Annotated in this window: 17 protein-coding genes; 9 read left to right on the top strand and 8 right to left on the bottom strand. The window is 73.3% G+C overall.

The window, feature by feature from the left end; translation table 11 throughout:
- The first annotated feature begins 3 nt into the window (after positions 1-3).
- Positions 4-1242: an amidohydrolase family protein gene (locus tag MFF61_RS08570; protein ID WP_238234670.1), complete on the top strand. Its 1239-nt coding sequence runs from the start codon at positions 4-6 to the stop codon at positions 1240-1242.
- 9 nt (positions 1243-1251) lie between these two features.
- On the opposite strand, the gene MFF61_RS08565 is transcribed toward MFF61_RS08570, so the two are convergent.
- From MFF61_RS08565 to MFF61_RS08555, 3 genes are all read right to left on the bottom strand, one after another.
- On the bottom strand, positions 1252-2133 hold the full coding sequence (locus MFF61_RS08565; RefSeq protein WP_238234669.1) for a glycosyltransferase family 2 protein: 882 nt from the start codon (positions 2131-2133) through the stop codon (positions 1252-1254).
- 2 nt (positions 2134-2135) lie between these two features.
- Positions 2136-3584: a polysaccharide biosynthesis C-terminal domain-containing protein gene (locus MFF61_RS08560; RefSeq protein ID WP_238234668.1), complete on the bottom strand. Its 1449-nt coding sequence runs from the start codon at positions 3582-3584 to the stop codon at positions 2136-2138.
- Positions 3585-3688: 104 nt separating this feature from the next.
- Entirely contained in the window at positions 3689-4876 is a 1188-nt protein-coding gene (locus tag MFF61_RS08555) for an iron-containing alcohol dehydrogenase (protein WP_238234667.1), read from the bottom strand.
- Positions 4877-5028: 152 nt separating this feature from the next.
- Between MFF61_RS08555 and MFF61_RS08550 the strand changes: the two genes are divergently transcribed.
- The 5 genes from MFF61_RS08550 (at position 5029) to MFF61_RS08530 (ending at position 8443) form a co-directional block, all read left to right on the top strand.
- Positions 5029-6123 carry an alpha/beta hydrolase gene (locus MFF61_RS08550; protein ID WP_238234666.1) on the top strand — a complete coding sequence of 365 codons (1095 nt, stop codon included), beginning with the start codon at positions 5029-5031 and terminating at the stop codon, positions 6121-6123.
- Positions 6124-6153: 30 nt separating this feature from the next.
- On the top strand, positions 6154-6732 hold the full coding sequence (locus MFF61_RS08545; protein WP_238234665.1) for a metallophosphoesterase: 579 nt from the start codon (positions 6154-6156) through the stop codon (positions 6730-6732).
- A gap of 64 nt (positions 6733-6796) precedes the next feature.
- Complete coding sequence (locus tag MFF61_RS08540; RefSeq protein ID WP_238234664.1) at positions 6797-7006, top strand: hypothetical protein; 210 nt, start codon at positions 6797-6799, stop codon at positions 7004-7006.
- A gap of 46 nt (positions 7007-7052) precedes the next feature.
- Positions 7053-8045: an SDR family oxidoreductase gene (locus MFF61_RS08535; protein WP_238234663.1), complete on the top strand. Its 993-nt coding sequence runs from the start codon at positions 7053-7055 to the stop codon at positions 8043-8045.
- Positions 8046-8083: 38 nt separating this feature from the next.
- Entirely contained in the window at positions 8084-8443 is a 360-nt protein-coding gene (locus tag MFF61_RS08530; RefSeq protein WP_373324663.1) for a hypothetical protein, read from the top strand.
- A 120-nt stretch (positions 8444-8563) separates the two neighbouring features.
- Here the strand turns inward: MFF61_RS08530 and MFF61_RS08525 are convergent, their stop codons facing one another.
- The 3 genes from MFF61_RS08525 to MFF61_RS08515 all read right to left on the bottom strand — a co-directional run bounded on the left by MFF61_RS08525 (position 8564) and on the right by MFF61_RS08515 (position 10072).
- Complete coding sequence (locus MFF61_RS08525) at positions 8564-8827, bottom strand: hypothetical protein (RefSeq protein WP_238234661.1); 264 nt, start codon at positions 8825-8827, stop codon at positions 8564-8566.
- 531 nt (positions 8828-9358) lie between these two features.
- Entirely contained in the window at positions 9359-9559 is a 201-nt protein-coding gene (locus MFF61_RS08520; RefSeq protein WP_238234660.1) for a hypothetical protein, read from the bottom strand.
- Positions 9560-9775: 216 nt separating this feature from the next.
- Positions 9776-10072, bottom strand: a complete 297-nt coding sequence (locus MFF61_RS08515) for a hypothetical protein (protein ID WP_238234659.1) — start codon at positions 10070-10072, stop codon at positions 9776-9778.
- Positions 10073-10461: 389 nt separating this feature from the next.
- On the opposite strand from MFF61_RS08515, the gene MFF61_RS08510 reads away from it, so the two are divergent.
- From MFF61_RS08510 to MFF61_RS08500, 3 genes are all read left to right on the top strand, one after another.
- A complete protein-coding gene (locus tag MFF61_RS08510; protein WP_238234658.1) occupies positions 10462-10971 on the top strand; it encodes an OsmC family protein in 510 nt (169 codons plus the stop codon).
- The gene (locus tag MFF61_RS08505) at positions 10964-11329 is read left to right on the top strand and encodes a YybH family protein (protein ID WP_238234657.1); all 366 of its coding nucleotides are present in this window, start codon (positions 10964-10966) and stop codon (positions 11327-11329) included. The genes MFF61_RS08510 and MFF61_RS08505 overlap by 8 nt, the downstream gene beginning before the upstream one ends.
- Positions 11330-11544: 215 nt before the next feature.
- A complete protein-coding gene (locus tag MFF61_RS08500) occupies positions 11545-12426 on the top strand; it encodes an outer membrane protein (protein ID WP_238234656.1) in 882 nt (293 codons plus the stop codon).
- A gap of 132 nt (positions 12427-12558) precedes the next feature.
- On the opposite strand, the gene trxA is transcribed toward MFF61_RS08500, so the two are convergent.
- Entirely contained in the window at positions 12559-12882 is a 324-nt protein-coding gene (gene trxA / locus MFF61_RS08495; protein WP_238234655.1) for a thioredoxin, read from the bottom strand.
- A gap of 139 nt (positions 12883-13021) precedes the next feature.
- Entirely contained in the window at positions 13022-16471 is a 3450-nt protein-coding gene (gene addA / locus MFF61_RS08490; RefSeq protein WP_238234654.1) for a double-strand break repair helicase AddA, read from the bottom strand.
- Positions 16472-16500 lie beyond the last annotated feature (29 nt).

Raw genomic sequence — 16500 nt, 5'->3', positions numbered from 1 at the left:
CCGATGAGCCTGGACCACCTGTTCACCAATGCCCGCCTGCCCGGGCGGCCGCACGAGCGCGTGGACATCGCGGTGCGCGCCGGGCGCTTCGTCGCCGTGGAGCCGGGCCTGCGGGCGGACGTGCCGGCCGAGGATCTCGGCGGGCGCCTCGTCGTGCCGGGCTTCGTCGAGACGCATCTCCACCTCGACAAGGCCTGCCTGCTCGGCCGCTGCGATTGCGGCGGCGGCACGCTGAAGGAGGCGCTCGCCGCGGTGGCGCGGGCCAAGCGCGACTTCACCGAGGAGGACGTCTATGCCCGCGCCCGCACGGCGCTGGAGCGGGCGATCACCCACGGCACCACGCGCATCCGCACCCACGTGGAGGTCGATCCCCGCATCGGGCTCACCAGCCTCCGGGCGCTCAAGCGCCTCAAGGCCGACTACGCCTGGGCGGTGGACCTCGAACTCTGCGCCTTCCCGCAGGAGGGGCTGCTCGACGATCCCGGCTGCGAGGAGGTGCTGGTGGCCGCCCTCGACGAGGGGGCCGACCTGATCGGCGGCGTGCCCTACACCGACCGCGACGCCGACGGGCACGTGGCGCGCATCTTCGCGCTGGCGCAGGCCTACGGCGTCGACATCGACTTCCACCTCGATTTCGACCTCGACCCGTCGTGGATGCGCCTCGACGAGGTCTGCCGCCAGACGGTGGCGCACGGCTATGGCGGGCGGGTGGCGATCGGCCACGTCACCAAGCTCTCGGCGCTGCCGCCGGAGGCGTTCGCGGCGGCGGCCCGGCGCCTCGCGGATGCGGGCGTCGCCGTCACGGTGCTGCCCGCCACCGACCTGTTCCTGCTCGGGCGCGAGCACGACCATTCCGTGCCGCGCGGGGTGACGCCGGCCCACCGCCTCGCGGCGCTCGGCGTCACCTGCTCGATCTCGACGAACAACGTGCTCAACCCGTTCACGCCCTACGGCGACTGCTCGCTCGTGCGGATGGCGAACCTCTACGCCAACGTGGCGCAGGTGGCGGCGCCCGAAGACCTCGCCCGCTGCCTCGACCTCGTGACGGAATCCTCCGCGCGGCTGATGCGCCTGGCCGATTACGGCATCGCGCCGGGCCGGCCGGCCGATCTCGTGGTGCTCGACGCCGCCGACGCCGCCGAGGCGGTCTGCGCCGTCAGTCCGGTCCTGTTCGGCCTGAAGCGGGGACGGCGCACCTTCACCCGGCCGGCGCCGCGCCTGCACCCGCCGGAGGCCGGCTGACGGCGGCGCTCAGAGCTGCGTCACGCGTTCCGGCGCGAGCCGGCCGCGCAGGATGTCGCGGAGCGCGACGACGTTGCCCTTCAGGCGGCCCGGCCGGTCGACGTAGGGCTCGGAGGCGAGCGCGCGCACCATGTTCGCCGTCACGTTCCGGAGCATCAGGTTGGCCGCGACCGGAAGCGGCAGCGTGCCCTTGCCGGCGAGGTAGAGGGGGTTGGCGATCTGCGAATAGCCGAGCCGCAGGCCCTGCTCCCGGCCCGCCTTGTGGCCGAGATGGATGCCCCGGAGCGCCTCGGCGCGGGCCGTGCGCCCGCCGCGGCGCAGGATCTGCCCGCCGAAATCCGAATCCTCCAGCCACGCGTAGAGCGGAAGCCGTTCGTCGAAGCTCAGGCCCCGGATCGCCGCGGTGCGGAACGCCATGTTGCAGCCGTAGGGGCCGAAGCGGCCGTCGAGGCCGGCACCGGGCCGGGGCAGGGCCGCATCGTGCGCGGCCACCCGCGCCAGCGCGTCGTCGAGGGCGATGCCGGGGGACTTGATCCCGTCGGCGATCAGCGTTCCGGTGAGGGCGGCGAGGTCCGGGTGGGCGCGGAAGGTGTCGACGGCCTTCTCCAGCCAGAAGCGCGAGGGCACGAAATCGTCGTCGAAGAAGACGATGCCGTCGTAGGCGTCCCCGGCGAGCCGCAGCCCGTCGTTGCGCTGGCGCGGCAGGCCCGCGGGGCCGATCCGCACGGTGAGGCCGGGCCGGTCCTCGGGCAGCGCCGCGATGTCGGCGGGCTGCGTGCCGACCACGATGATCCGCTCGGCCGGACGCGTCTGGGCCCCGAGCCAGTCCACGATTGCGCGCACCAGGGCCGGGCGGCCCCGCGTCGCGATGATGACCGCCAACCTGTCCATGCTCACCGCGCCTCCATCTCGGCGTCGCCCGCCCGCAGGACGGCTCCGGTCCCGGTCAGCCGCCGCCCGAGCCAGCCGCGCAGCCCGCCCGCGTCGAGCCCGATGAGGACGCCGCCATACGCCAGGGTGCCGAGGAGGCCGGCGCCGGCCAGCGCCAGCCAGGGCGCGTCGAGGCTCCTCAGCGGCCACGCCACACCCGCCATCGCGCCGGCGGCGAGCCCCACCGCGAGCATGTCGCGCCCGGAGGGCCAGCAGGCCCGGGCCCGCGCGGCCGGCCATGCGGCGGCGAGCGCCCCGGCGAGCAGCCCGCCGGTATGCGCGAGGGCGAGCCCCGCCGCCCCCGCCCAGGGGGACAGGAGCCAGACGAGGGCGAGGTCCGCCGCCAGCGCCGCGAGGGCGCTGCCCATCAGGATCCCGGTGCGGCCCGAGAGCTGGAAGATCGGGTTGAGGCCGAACTGCCCGAAGCAGAACGCGACCATGCCGGGCACCAGGATGGTGCTGAGCTCGCCGAAGGCGCCGCGATAGGCCGCCGGGATGAAGAGCGCCTGCAGGGCCGGCAGGGCGACCACGTAGGCGGTGCCGAGGAAGCACAGCACGGCGCCGACGATCAGCATGTTGCTGGCGACCTGCCGGTGGCCCGCCGCCTCCCCGTCCTCGGCGCGGCGCCGGACCGCGAGCTGGAACAGGAACGCGTCGAGCGCCGCCCCCACCGAGAGGAGCAGCCGGACCGTCAGATCGGTGGCGAGCGAGAGCTGCCCCGCGGCGGCCAGCCCCAGGGCCTCCGCCCCGACGCCGCGATTGACCAGGATGATCACCTGATAGACGAGGTTCGCCCCGACGATGGGCAGGCCGTAGCGGGCGAAGGCCGCGATGGCGGAGCGCCGCGCCGCCGAAAGCGGGGCCGGCTCGCGGTCGAGGGAGGCACGGGCGGTCAGGGCCGCCGCGACGGCGCTCAGCGCCAGGACGGCGATGACCCAGGCCGCGCTGGCGAGCAGGTGGGCCGCCGCCACCGCGAGCACCAGCGCGAGCACGTTCTTCGACACGACGAGCCCGAGATAGGTCCGGTTGCGGAACAGCGCCCGCGCCTCCGCGGCCCGGAACTCGAACCGCGCGTTCGCGACCGCCATGATGGCGACCACCACCACCGGCACGCCCGCGACCCCGAGGCCGACGGCGTGCGCCAGCAGGCTCAGGCCGACGACGAGGAGCGCGAGGCCGCCGTACCCGGCCTCCAGGCTCGCCTTGAGCGAGGCCCCCGGCGCCGCACCGCCCCCCGCGAAGCGGGTGGTGGACAGGCGCAGCCAGTCGAACAGGGCCGTGCTCACCAGGATGGCGGCCATCGAGGCGACCGCGAAGCGCCCGTACTCCGCCGGCCCGAGCAGGCCCGCCACCATCAGGCCGAGCAGCAGGTTGAGGCCCGCATTGCAGATGAAGGTGAGGACGATGGTCACTCGGAGGCGCTCGCCGCGGCACTGCGGACAGGCCTAGCCGCAAAGCCCTAAGCGCGGGTTATGCGCACGCCGGCCGAGAGGCCGCCGGCAGAGCGGCCGCCGCCTCACCCGGCGGCGGGCACCGGCCGGGCGCGGCCGTCGAGGGCCTCAGAGTAGATCGCGAAGGCGTCCGCGAAGGTGACCTCGCGCGGGTTGTTCACGAGGAGGCGCGTCTGCTTCATCGCGTCGGCGGCGAGCCGCGGCAGGTCCGCCTCGCCGATCCCGACCGCGGCCAGGGAGGCAGGCACCGCGCAGTCGCGGCAGAGCGCGTCGAGCGCCGCCACGAAGCGGCCGGCGGCCTCCGCCGGCGGCAGCCCGGCCGCCGCGGGATCGAGGATCGGCGCCAGCTCGGCGTAGAGGCCCGCGGCCTCCGGCAGGTTGAAGCGCATCACGCCCATCAGCACGAGGGCGTTGGAGAGCCCGTGGGGCACGTGGAAGAGCGCGCCGATCGGATAGGCGAGCGCGTGCACCGCCGCCACGGGGGCGTTGGCGAAGGCCATGCCGGCGAGCATCGCGCCGAGCAGCATCCCGGCGCGGGCCTCGCCGTTGCCTCCGTCCCGGCAGGCGGTGCGGATGTGGCCGGCGAGCAGCGCCAGCGCCTGCCGGGCGAGCTGGTCCGAGATCGGGTTCTTGCGGTGGCGGCTGGTATAGGCCTCGATGGCGTGCACCATCGCGTCGATGCCCGTCGCCGCCGTGACGGCGGGCGGCAGGCCGAGGGTCAGGTCGGGGTCGAGCACCGCCCAGTCGGGCAGGAGGCGGGGCGACACCACGCCCCTCTTTTCGCTCGTGGGCGTCGTCACGATCGAGATCGGCGTCACCTCGGAGCCGGTGCCGGCGGTGGTCGGCACGAGGACGAGGGGCAGGCGCTGCCCCCTGGCGAGGCCGACGCCGTAGATGTCGTCGAGCCGGTCGTGGCTGCGCGCGAGGTAGGCGACGAGCTTCGCCGTATCGAGGGCCGAGCCGCCGCCGATCGACAGGACGAGGTCGCATTCCCCGGCCCGCGCCTGCGCGGTGGCGGCCTCGATCACCGCGGCGGGCGGGTCGGCCTCCACCTCGTCGAACACGCCGAGATGGAGGCCCGCCTGGGCCAGGGCCGCCTCCGCCCGCTCGGTCAGCCCCGCCCCGCGCACGCCGCGGTCGGTCACGAGCAGCACCCGCCGGGCTCCGAGCGCCGCGACGATCTCCGGCAGCTTCGCCGAGGCCCCGGCCTCGAACAGGATGTTGGGGCAGGTCTGGAACGTGAAGGGGGTCATGGGAGGAAGGTCCTCGGGCACGGGTCCTCGGCGGCGCGGGGCGGATCATGGTGGCGCGGGCCGCGGCTGTCCAACACGAATGGCGGCCCCGGCCGCTTGCCGGGGCGCGCCGCAGCCCGACATTCTCCCGCAACGACGACAGGGAGGAACGCATGGGCTGGACACGATCGGGCCGGACGCGGCCACGCGCACTCGGCGCCACACTCGGCGCCGCATTCGGCGCCGCATTCGGCGCGGCTCTCCTCGCAGGGGCCGCCGCGGCGCAGGAGGCCGGGCCGCGGCTCGTGACTGAGGAGATGATGGTGCCGGCCGGCGAGCCGGGCCTCTCGCTCTACGTGCGCAACAAGCGCCCGGCCGACATGACGAGCTTCCGGCCCGAGCGCACGGTGCTGTTCGTGCACGGCTCGACCTACCCGGCCGAGACCGCCTTCGACCTGCCGCTCGGCGGCCAGTCGTGGATGGAGTACATCGCGGCGCGCGGCTACGACGTCTACCTCGTGGACGTGCGCGGCTACGGGCGCTCGACCCGGCCGCCCGCGATGGCCGAGCGGCCGGAGGCGAACCCGCCGATCGCCCGCACGGAAACCGCCGCGAAGGATGTCGGCAGCGCGGTCGAGGCGATCCTCAAACGCCGCAACATCGAGCGGCTGAGCCTGATCGGATGGTCGTGGGGCACGACCATCATGGCGACCTACACGACGCAGAACCCGGGCAAGGTGGAGCGCCTCGTCCTCTACGCGCCGCAATGGCTCCGCACCACGCCGAGCCTCGTCCAGACCGGTCCGGGGCCGATCCCGGCCTACCGCACGGTGCGCAAGGACCAGGCGCGCGAGCGCTGGCTCAACGGCGTGCCGGAGGACAAGAAGGCGGGCCTGATTCCGGCCGGCTGGTTCGAGCAATGGGCCGACGCCACCTGGGCGAGCGATCCGGAGAGCGCCAAGTCCGATCCGCCGCTCCTGCGCGCGCCGAACGGCACCGTGGCCGACACGGCCGAGTTCTGGAACGCGGGCAAGCCCGTCTACGATCCGGCCAGGATCACCGTGCCGGTGCTGCTCGTCGCGGCGGAATGGGACCGCGACACGCCCGCCTCCATGCGCCAGACCCTGTTCCCGCTCCTCGTCAACGCGCCGACGAAGCGCATGGTGGAACTCGGCGAGGGCACCCACACCATCGTCATGGAGCGCAACCGCCTCGACCTGTTCCGGGCCGTGCAGGCCTTCCTCGACGAGGGTGGAGCCGGCCGCTAGCCGTTCGCGCCCCACCCCGTCGCGATCGGCATGGCGACCTTCTTCACCGCCGACACCCATTTCGGCGATGCCCACGTCCTGCGCCAGCGGGCCGCGCGCTTCGGCAGCCTGGAGGAGCACGACGAGACGCTGATCCGGCTCTGGAACGAGACGGTGTCGGGGGCCGACGAGGTCTGGCATCTCGGCGACTTCGCCGCCGGGGCGAGCCGGGGGCGCTGCCGAGAGATCTTCTCGCGGCTCAACGGCATCAAGCGGCTGGTGCGCGGCAACCACGACACCAACCGCGTGCTCGGCCTGCCCTGGGCCGATCCGCCCGTCGAGAGCGCCGGGATCCGGGTGGCGGACGGGGCGGGCGGGGAATGCCGCCTCTTCCTCGCCCACTACGCCCACCGCGCGTGGCCCGGCCTGTGGCGGGGCACGCGCCACCTCTACGGGCACACCCACGGCACGCTGCCGGACACGCGCCGCTCCTGCGACGTCGGCGTGGACGCCTGGGACGACAGGCCGGTCGGCCTTCCCGACATCGTGGCGCGCCAGAAGGCCGCGACGTTCCTGCCGGAGGAGCTGCAGCGGGATGCCGCCCGGCGGGCGCCGCCTGCGTCCGAATGACCGCAGCCTGAAACATTCCGGGCGCCGGGGCGTCGCCTGGGCGACCGACCCGCAGGAGACGCCCATGGCCCAGAAGCCAGATTCGGCCGAGGACAAGAAACCCATCAACCCGCTCGAACGCCAGGAGCGGAGCGGCATCGCCGACGGCACCGACCCCTCGGCCGAGCCGATCGCCCGCAGCCGCCACGGCAGCGGCGTCGCGGCCGACCCGCAGGCCGGGGACCGGACGGAGGCTGCTCCGGCACGGCCCCGGGGCGGCGCCGAGACGGCCTGAGGACGCCGCCCGCGGCACGCGACCACGACGCAGGAAAGACCATCGCATGGACTCGCACGAGCAGAGCGCCCTCTCCCGCCGCCAGATCGTCGCCGGCGTGGGCGGCGGGCTGGCGGCGGCCGCGGCCGGCCCGGCCGCGGCCGCCGGCCCGACGGCGCAGCCCCTCACCGACCCGACGACCAAGTACCCCAAGCCGCCGTTCCGGCGGCAATCGCAGCCCTGGCCCGGCCTCGCGGGCCGGATGGAGCCCCGGCCGGACCACGGCGAGCAGAGCTATCGCGGTTCCGGACGGCTCGCGGGCCGCAAGGCGCTGATCACCGGGGGTGATTCCGGCATGGGGCGGGCCGCCGCCATCGCGTTCGCGCGGGAAGGCGCCGACGTCGCCATCACCTACCTGCCGGACGAGGAGGAGGATGCGCGCGAGGTGATGGCGCTGATCAGGGAGGCGGGCCGGATGGGCCTCGCGATCCCGGGCGACCTGCGCGAGGAGCGCTTCTGCACGGATCTCGTCGCCCGCGCGGTGCAGGGCCTTTCCGGGCTCGACATCCTGGTGAGCAACGCGGCGCGCCAGCAGGCGCACGCGTCGATCCTCGACATCTCCAGCGAGCAGTTCGACTGGACGATGAAGACGAACATCTACGCGCCGTTCTGGCTCATCAAGGCGGCCCTGCCCCACCTGAAGCCCGGCGCGACCATCATCGCCACGACCTCCGAGCAGGCCACCGACCCGACGCCGGACCTGTACGACTACGCCCAGACCAAGGCGGCGACGACCAACTTCGTGCGCTCGCTCGCCAAGCAGCTGGGGCCGAAAGGCATCCGGGTGAACGGCGTGGCGCCGGGGCCGATCTGGACCCCGCTGCAGGTGACGGGCGGCGCCGCACCGGAGAAGCTGGAGCGCTTCGGCGGCCAGACCCCGCTCGGGCGGCCGGGCCAGCCGGCCGAATTGTGCGGCATCTACGTCCAGCTCGCGGCCGCGGACGGCAGCTTCGCCACCGGGCAGGTCTACGGCGCGGCCGGCGGGAGCGGGCTGCCCTGAGGCGGCCCGACGAGGGAGCACGGGGAGGCGACGTGACGATGAGGCTCGCGGATCTGGTCGGGCGCGCGGCGGAGGCCGCGCGCGCTCACGTGCGGGATCATCCCGGCCCGCTCGGCCCCGACGACCTGCCCTGGGCCGTCGTGCGGGCCTGGGACGCGGACGTGCGCGGCCACGTCGAGCGCGACCCGCGGCTCGAGGATGGCCGCGACCGCGTGCTCATCGCCGCCGTCGATTTCGCAGAGGCCGCACACCACGAGGAGCCGGATCGGGCGGAGCCGGCGCGCGGGCGCCTGCTCGCGGCAATCGACGAGCTCGAACGCCTCACCCTGCGGCTCGGCCGCGTGAACCACCGGGCCGCCCAGCTCGGCTACGGCGAGGTCGGGCAGCCTGTCGCCTGACCGGCAGCCGCGGCGCGCGCCATGCAGAGCGACTCTGCGGTCGCTTTCGGTTTTGCATCATGGTCGCCGCCGAACCGGTGCCACTTCGGCACCGGTCGTTCGCGACCGGCGGAATGACGCTCAGCGTCCCGCGGCCTGCCGGATGGCCGCCACCACCGCCTCCACGACGGCCACGCCCTCGGGCGTGAAGGTGATCTCGTCCTCGCTCGTCGTGGCGAGACCGCGCGCCTCGACCTCCCTGACGCCGTCCGGGTCTGCCCGATGACCCGCACCGTCCCGCCGCACCACCGCGCGGATGGGCTGGCCGCCGATCAGGTGGTGGTAGGCGGCGAAGGTGACGATCGAGAGTGCACGATCGGACAGGGGCTCGGTGCTGGCCGCCATCGTGGAATACCTCCGGAGAGTGTCGTGGCGGCATGCGGGCTGCACGCGCCCCTCGGTCGAGCCTCAACGCGGAAGACCGGCAAGCGGGTGCGCGCCCTGCCCGGCACACGGCGTCGCGGGGGCCGGGGCGCGCGCAGAAAAAAGGCCGCTCTTGCGGAGCGGCCCGAAGTCTAGGGAGGAAACGCCCAAGAGGGCTACACGGCCGCGACGCCATCGCCGCCGTGATGGGTTCAAATTTCCACGTTGCACCGCAACATGCAACGCGCGCGATTGGATGGCCTGCCATGCAGGAGCGGAATGGAACCGTTGCCGCAGTGCACAAGGCGGGAGATGCGTACCACCGGCCCCGTCCCCCGACCCGCATCCTGCGCCACGCCGGGACGAACCCGGCACGGGTTACCACGTTCACGAGATGTCAGGCGTATCGGTCGCCCCAGAACGGGCCGCTCGCCGTTGCCGATCCGGATGTGACGGAACGTCGAGAACGAAGGGCGCCAGTTGGTCCCGGACCTGTCGCACCGGTTCAGACGCTCAGGATCCGCAACTCATCGGAGGGGTGCCGTCGGCCAGGATCTCCAGACCGCGATCGATCTGCGCCGTCGCAGCGTCAAGGGTTGCTCTGATCTCGTCGATCGTCGAGAGCGCTTCCGCGATGGCGAGATCGACACGCTCCAGCGCACCGCTCTCCGCCGCCTCGTCAACAATCCTGGCCGTCCCCGAACCGACACACATGTCCGGTCCTATCTGTATCGAGCCATGTGACTTATGGTTACTGCTTGAATTAGCATCTGATCGAGGCGAGCACACTCCGCCGTGAGGGCTATGTCGATCGAATTAGCCCCTCAGCCGCAGCAAGGCTGTGCAGGCCGGTCTGGCCGATCGCGACACGGCCGGCCGGCTGCTCGCGTCGGCCCACTCACAGGCTCTCGGATGCGCCGCAGCGGGGACTCATCCCCGTATCGCATTCAGCGGCGGGGCGTGCGTGGCGGCTTGCGCGACCTGTTCACAGGCCCAGGCGATCGCCTCGTCGGTCGACGCGAACGTCATGGCGGAGTTGGCCTGCTGACAAGGGCCGAACCCGGCCTCGACGAACCAGCGCCCCCACAACTCGGGCTTGAGTTCATCGTCCCGCTCAAGGCGAACGAGGACCGCGACGAGGCGCTCATCCACGAACAGCAAGCATCCCTGCTCGTCGACACCGCCAGTATCGACAAGAACATTCTGGCACTGGGTGTTCGGCCTCATGCCCCCCCGGTCTCCCATACGCTGTTGATTGGATGGCGCTATTAAATCGCGCACGGGTCATCAGCAACTGATACTTTGGATCTGTATCCGTGATGTGACACCAGAAGCCGACACCCATTCCCGGTGTCTTGCGAAGGCAGGGCGGACACCATCGGGCAGAGCCAGCTGTCCGCCAGAGGCGGCGCTCCGAATCAGGGCGATCAGCAGGCGACCTGAGCGCATCATCGGGCACCCTTGCCTCATTGGCATATGGAATGCCAACCTGCGGGACGCGGCACGAGCATCGGGTGGCCACGTCCGCACCCCCGCCACCGGACCGTGTGCCCGGGCGGTCGCACGACCGGTCGAACACAACCCCGAGTCGATTTCGCCTTGTTCAGAGTCCCGCCATGTCCGTTCAACTCGACATTTCCCTGAAGCACGTGCGGAACTATCAGTTTCTCATCGATTTCGGGGAAACCCTGCCGCGGCTGTTCGTCGACGAGCCGGATCCGATCGGGTCGGGGGACGGGCCCTGCCCCGAGCAGATGCTGGCCGCCTGCGTTGCCAACTGCCTCTGCGGCAGCCTCGTCTTCGCACTCAGGAAGTATCGCCAGCCCGCGACGGGCCTTGAGGCGAAGGCGAGTTGCCACATCGAGCGCAATCAAGCGGGGCGCCTCAGGGTCGCGGCGATCGATGTCGCGATCGTCCTGGATCTCGAAGCGGTCGAAGCGGACCGCCTCGACAAGGTGCTCTCGCAGTTCCGGAAGTTCTGCACGGTCTCGGAGAGCGTGGAGGCCGGCGTGCCGGTCCGGGTCTCGGTGCGCGACACCAGGGGCTACTCGCTCGCCGAGCCCGGCACGATAGAACCCCACCGGAGTATCGCCGGACATCCGGCCGAGGAGAGACGCGATGCCTGAAGCCGACCGTGACCGCGCCCGGGAGCCCGAGGACCTCACCCCCCTGTTCCTCGCCCGGGCGAATGCGGGCGACGTGGACGGTCTCGTGGCGCTCTACGCGCCGGATGCCGTGCTGGCCGCCGGCGAGATCGTGGCCCGCGGCCACGAGGAGATTCGCCGGTTCTACGAGGGCCTCCTGCGCAAGCGGTCCCACTTCCCGGCCGTCGACCCACTGCCCGTCATCCGCAATGGGCCGCTCGCCCTGACGATGGCGCGCTCCGGGCGCGGCACGCTCTCCGTCGAGGTCGCCCGGCAGGGCGACGACGGCACCTGGGTCTGGACCATCGATCAGTTGAAGGTCGCCCCGGACGGCGCGTGAGCGCGGTCGTCGCAGGCCGCCGCGGGCCGGCCGTGCCGCGCACCATGGCGAAGGGACGCCCGCGACCTGCACGCTACCCGAGCAAACTGCCTGTGCGTGCGACAAGCGCTCGCCAGGATTGTGGCTTTCCTACGATCCTGTGGCGCACACGCTACATCCGGGACGTGCGGAATGGTCTAGCTTAACCGTGATCGGGGAACCTGCTGGGGACCATCATGAAAAAGCTTTTGAGTGCGTTTGCTGTTTCTACCGCCCTGACCGGGGCGGCCGCCGCGGCCGATCTGCCGCGCCGCGTCGCTCCTCCGGTGATCGCGCCGGTGCCGGTCTTCACCTGGACGGGCTTCTACGCCGGTTTCAACGCCGGTTACGGCTTCGACGCCCGGGACACCAACAACACCCCGCAATTCGTCGCGACGGTCAACCCGCTGGTTGTCGTCGGCCCGGCCGCGGTGAACGGCGGGATCTTCGGCTTCCGTGACCGGAGCACCGAGGGCTTCGTCGGCGGCGGCCAGATCGGCTACAACTACCAGTTCACGCCGGGCGCCGGCTTCGTGATCGGCCTCGAGGCCGACGCGCAGTACGTCGACTTCGGCCGCGACCGGAACAACTTCGCGTTCGCGCCGATCAACGCGGGTGCCGCGAGAAACCCGGCGGCGGTCGTCTTCAACCCGAACGGCCTCTCGGGCCTGGACTATTTCGGCACCGTTCGCGGCCGCATCGGTTACGCCTTCGACCGCGTGCTGTTCTACGGCACCGGCGGCTTCGCCTACGGCGGCGGCGGCGGCACCAATTTCGGCCTGCCGAACAACGACGACTTCCGCACCGGCTGGACCGCGGGCGGCGGCGTCGAGTACGCCCTGCCGACCGACTCGTTCCTGAACTTCTTCAAGTCCAACGCCGTCACGGTGAAGGTGGAAGCCCTCTACGTGAACCTCGACCGCAACAACCTCAACGGTGCGTTCGCGGTCAACGGCGCCGCCGTGATCTTCGCGACCCCGGCCTTCGGTTCGATCGCCGTGCCGCCGGTGCTCAACCGCCGCAACGACGAGTTCGTCGTCGTCCGCGCCGGCCTGAACTACAAGTTCGGCACCTGGTAGGACCGACGCGACATCCGTCGCTCAACGGAAAGCCCGGCCTCACGGCCGGGCTTTCTGCATTTCGGGTCGCCCCAGTCAGCAAAAAAGCCCGGCCGTGAGGCCGGGCTCTCTCGTCGGCGAGGTGCGGGTCGGTCAGGCGCTCTGGGACTGGATCCAGCGCGAGAGGTCGCCCTTGGGAGCGGCGCCCACCTTCTGGCTCGCCAGCTTGCCGTCCTTGAAGATCATGAGCGTCGGGATCGACCGGATGCCGTATTCCGAGGCGATGCCGGGATTCTCGTCCACGTTGACCTTGGCGATCTTCACCCGGCCCTGCATCTCGCTCGAAATCTCTTCCAGCGCCGGGCCGATGGCGCGACAGGGCCCGCACCACTCCGCCCAGAAATCGACGACGACGGGCTCGGACGCTTCGAGGACATCCTGCTTGAAGCTCGCGTCGGTCACCTTCACGGTTGCCATCGCACAACCCTTTCCATCCGGGACGCGGCGAACCCGGCCATCATCCCGCGTCGCCGCAACGTAGGGAGCCGCCCCATGGCGATCAAGCGCGCACGGCCGCGCTCGACGCATGGGCCTGTGCGCGGCCGCACATCCGGCCTCAGGCCGGCCGGATCGCCGCGAGGGCCGCCGCGCAGGCGCCCGCGTCGAGGCGGCGAATCACCGGCCCGGCGGTCCAGACCAGGAGCGGCACGATCCGGCGCCCGGGATGGATGCGCGCGAGCAGCGCGGCGTAGAGCGCCACCTGCGCGGCGTGGCCCGCCGGCACCGGCGCCTCGGGCGCGGGCGGCCGGCCGGTCTTGAAGTCGGCGATCCAGACCGCCTCCGGCGTCACCGCCAGCCGGTCGATCCGGCCGTGGACCGGCCAGTCCCGGCCGTCGAGGACGACGGTTCCGGCGAGCGAGACCTCGGCCCGGGCCTCGGGGCCGAACAGCACCGCGAGGTCCGGATCGCCGAGGAGGCGCAGCACCGAGGCGCCGATGGCGGCGCGCTCCGCCTGCGGCAGGCCCGGGGCGCGGGCGGCGAGGTAGGTCTCGGCCGCCCCGGCGCGCAGCGCAGGCCGGATGGCCGGCAGGTGTTCGAGCAGGGCGTGCACGAGGATGCCGCGGCGGCGCGCCCCCGGATCGCCGGCCCGCGCCTCGGCCCGGCGCGGCGCATCGGCGGCCCCGAGTCCCGAGGGGCGCAGCGGCGGCTGCGGCTCGGCTTCGGGCGCCACCGGGCGGAAGAGCCAGTCCGGCGGCGCGGCCGCCGCCGGGACGGCCACGGAGGCGACCGCTGCCGCCGGCACCGCCGCGCCCTCGCGCCACGTCTCGGCCGGGCCGTAGGGCATCTCCGCGCGCTCGACCCCGCCGAAGGCCTCGACGAGGCCGCGCCGGACCATCTCGCACCACGCCTCCGGCGTCTCGCGGTCGCTGCCGCGGTAGGGCGCGATCACGAGCCGGTCCTTGGCCCGGGTCAGGGCCACGTAGAGAAGGCGGTTGTGCTCCTCGCGGGCGCGGGCGTGCAGCCCGGCCCGGGCCGCGGCCGCGGCCTCGCCATCCTGGCCGCGGGGGGACCAGACCGGCACCGGGCCGTCGCCCACCGGCACCGGCAGAAGCGGCGGGTCGTTGCGGCCGAGCGGCTCGCAGCCGTCGATCAGCACCACGAGCGGCGCCTCCAGGCCCTTGGCGCCGTGCACGGTCATCACCCGCACCTCGTCGCGGGCCGCATCGAGGTCGCGCTTGACCGTGTGACCGCCCGCGTCGCGGCCGCCGCTCGGCTCGAAGCGGGAGAGGAAGCCGGTGAGCGAGGGCGCGTCCGCGCCCTGCTCGGCCTGGGCGGCGGCGGTGAGGAAGACGTCGATCGCGTCGCCGGCCTCGCCGCCGAGCCGCGCCGCCAGCCGCGCCCGTCCGCCGCCCGGCCCGAGCAGGTCCGCGTAGAAGCCGAACGGCCCGTGATGCCGCGCCAGATCCTGCCAGCCGGCCAGGGCCGCCGCTCCCAGCCGCGCCGCCGGATCGCCGGCTTGCGCGTGGCGCAGGAGCGCGGCGTGGAGGGATTCGGCTGCGTCGCGGCCGGCGGCGATGCGCACGAGGTCGTCGTCGCTCAGGCCGACGAGCGGGGTCTTGAGCGCGGTGGCGAGCGTCAGGTCGTCGGCCGGCAGCAGGGCGGCGCGGCCCGCCGCCACGAGGTCGAGCACCGCGATATGGGCGGCGATGTCGAGCCGGTCCTGGCCGGCCACCGGCACCCCCTCGGCCTTGAGCGCCCGAATCACCCCCTCGAAGGCGGCGGAGCGCTTGCGCACTAGGATCAGCACGTCGCCCGGCCGCCAGACGCGCCCCTCCGCGTCGCCGGTGCTGGTCCAGCACCGCACCGCGCGGGCCACGCGCCGGGCGGTGACGAGGGCGGGCGCCCCGGCCTCCACGGCATCGACCGGCTGCGTCCAGGCGTCCGGCTCCTCCTCCTCGGTCGGCGTCTCGGTGGGCCACAGCTCGATCTGCCCCGGCGCGCCCGTGCGGGCGGTGGCGTGGACGGTGCCGAGCGCCGCATCGCCGAAGGAGAGGCCGCGGTAATGCTCGGGCAGCGCGAAGGTCGCGTCGACGCCCCGCAGCACCCCGCGTGCCGAGCGGAACGACAGGGTGAGCCCGACATCCGCGAAGGGCAGCCCGGCGCCCTCCGCCGCCCGGCGCCACGCCCGGCGCGTCACCTCGAACTGCTCGGGCGCCGCGCCCTGGAAGCTGTAGATCGACTGCTTGGGGTCGCCCACCGCGAAGCGGGTGCGCACCAGCCCGGGCCGCGCCCCCTCCCCGGCGCAGAAATCCTCGGTGATGCGGCGCAGGATCTCCCATTGCTGCGGGTTGGTGTCCTGCGCCTCGTCCACCAGCACGTGGTCGATGCCTCGGTCGAGCTTGTAGAGCACCCAGGCCGAGTCGACCCGGGTGAGCAGGTCCAGGGTCTTGTGGATCAGGTCGTCGAAATCGAGGGCGCCGAGCCGCGCCTTCTGGGCCTCGACCCGCCGGAAGATCTCGGCGGCGAGCACGAACAGGGCCTGCGTCCGCGCGAAGGCCCGCGCGGCCTTGAGCCGCTCGCGCAGGCCCGCCAGCCGCGCCTGCTCGTCGAGGAGGGCTTGGCGCACCGCCTCCGGCACCGCCTTGGTGCCGAACTGCGAGGCGGCGTAGGGCTCCCCCTCCCCCTCGTCCTTGAAGAACGCCGCCAGGAGCAGCGGCAGGCGCTGCGGCCCCTCGCCGGCCTCGGCCAGCGCCAGCGCCTCGGCCCGCTTGGCGTCGGTGGACTTGGCCGTCCCGCGCAGGGCGGCGATGGCGCCGGCCCAGTCGGGACGGCCCGCCAGCATCCGCGCCTCGACCGCCGCGACGTCCTCGCCGGGGGCGAGGCCGAGCGCGCCGTGCAGCCGGGCGATGCGCGCCCGCGCGCCCTCCGGATGGGTGAGCACGGCGCGGCAGCCCACCGCCTCCATGATGGCTCGCCGCAGCGCCTCGCCCGCCGCCTCCGGCGCCACGAGGGCCAGCGCCTCGGCGAGATCGGGATGCGCCCCGTCCACCGCGTCGGCCAGCACGTTGTCGATGGTGCGGTCCACCGCCTCGCGGGTCTGCGCCTCGTCGAGCACCACGAAGCGGGCGGGCACGTTGGCCTCGAAGGGGGCGAGGTGCAGCAGCCGCTCGCACAGCGCGTGCAGGGTCTCGATCTTGAGCCCGCCCGGCGTCTCCACCGCCCGCGCGAACAGGCGCCGCGCCCGCCGCAGCGTGGCGGCATCCGGCCGCTCGCCTTCGAGGGCGGTCAGCTCGGCCGCGAGCGCCGCCTCGTCGAGGGTGACCCAGCGCCCGAGCCGCTCGAACACCCGGATTGCCATGTTGGCGGCGGCCGCCTTGGTGAAGGTGAGGCAGAGGATCTTGGCCGGCGCCGCCCCGTGCAGCAGCAGGCGCACCACCCGGTCGGTGAGCACCTTGGTCTTGCCCGCCCCCGCATTGGCCGACACCCAGGCCGAGGCCCGCGGATCGGCCGCGCGCCGCTGCGCGGCCTGCGTGAGCGTGTCGACGACGAACCCCTCGATCCCCATCCCGCCTCCCGCCCGGTGCCTGCCTCGGC

This window comes from Methylobacterium isbiliense (assembly GCF_022179325.1).
Lineage (GTDB): Bacteria > Pseudomonadota > Alphaproteobacteria > Rhizobiales > Beijerinckiaceae > Methylobacterium > Methylobacterium isbiliense.
The sequence above is the reverse complement of the archived record's forward strand: the minus strand, read 5'-3'. Positions and strand labels throughout refer to the sequence as shown.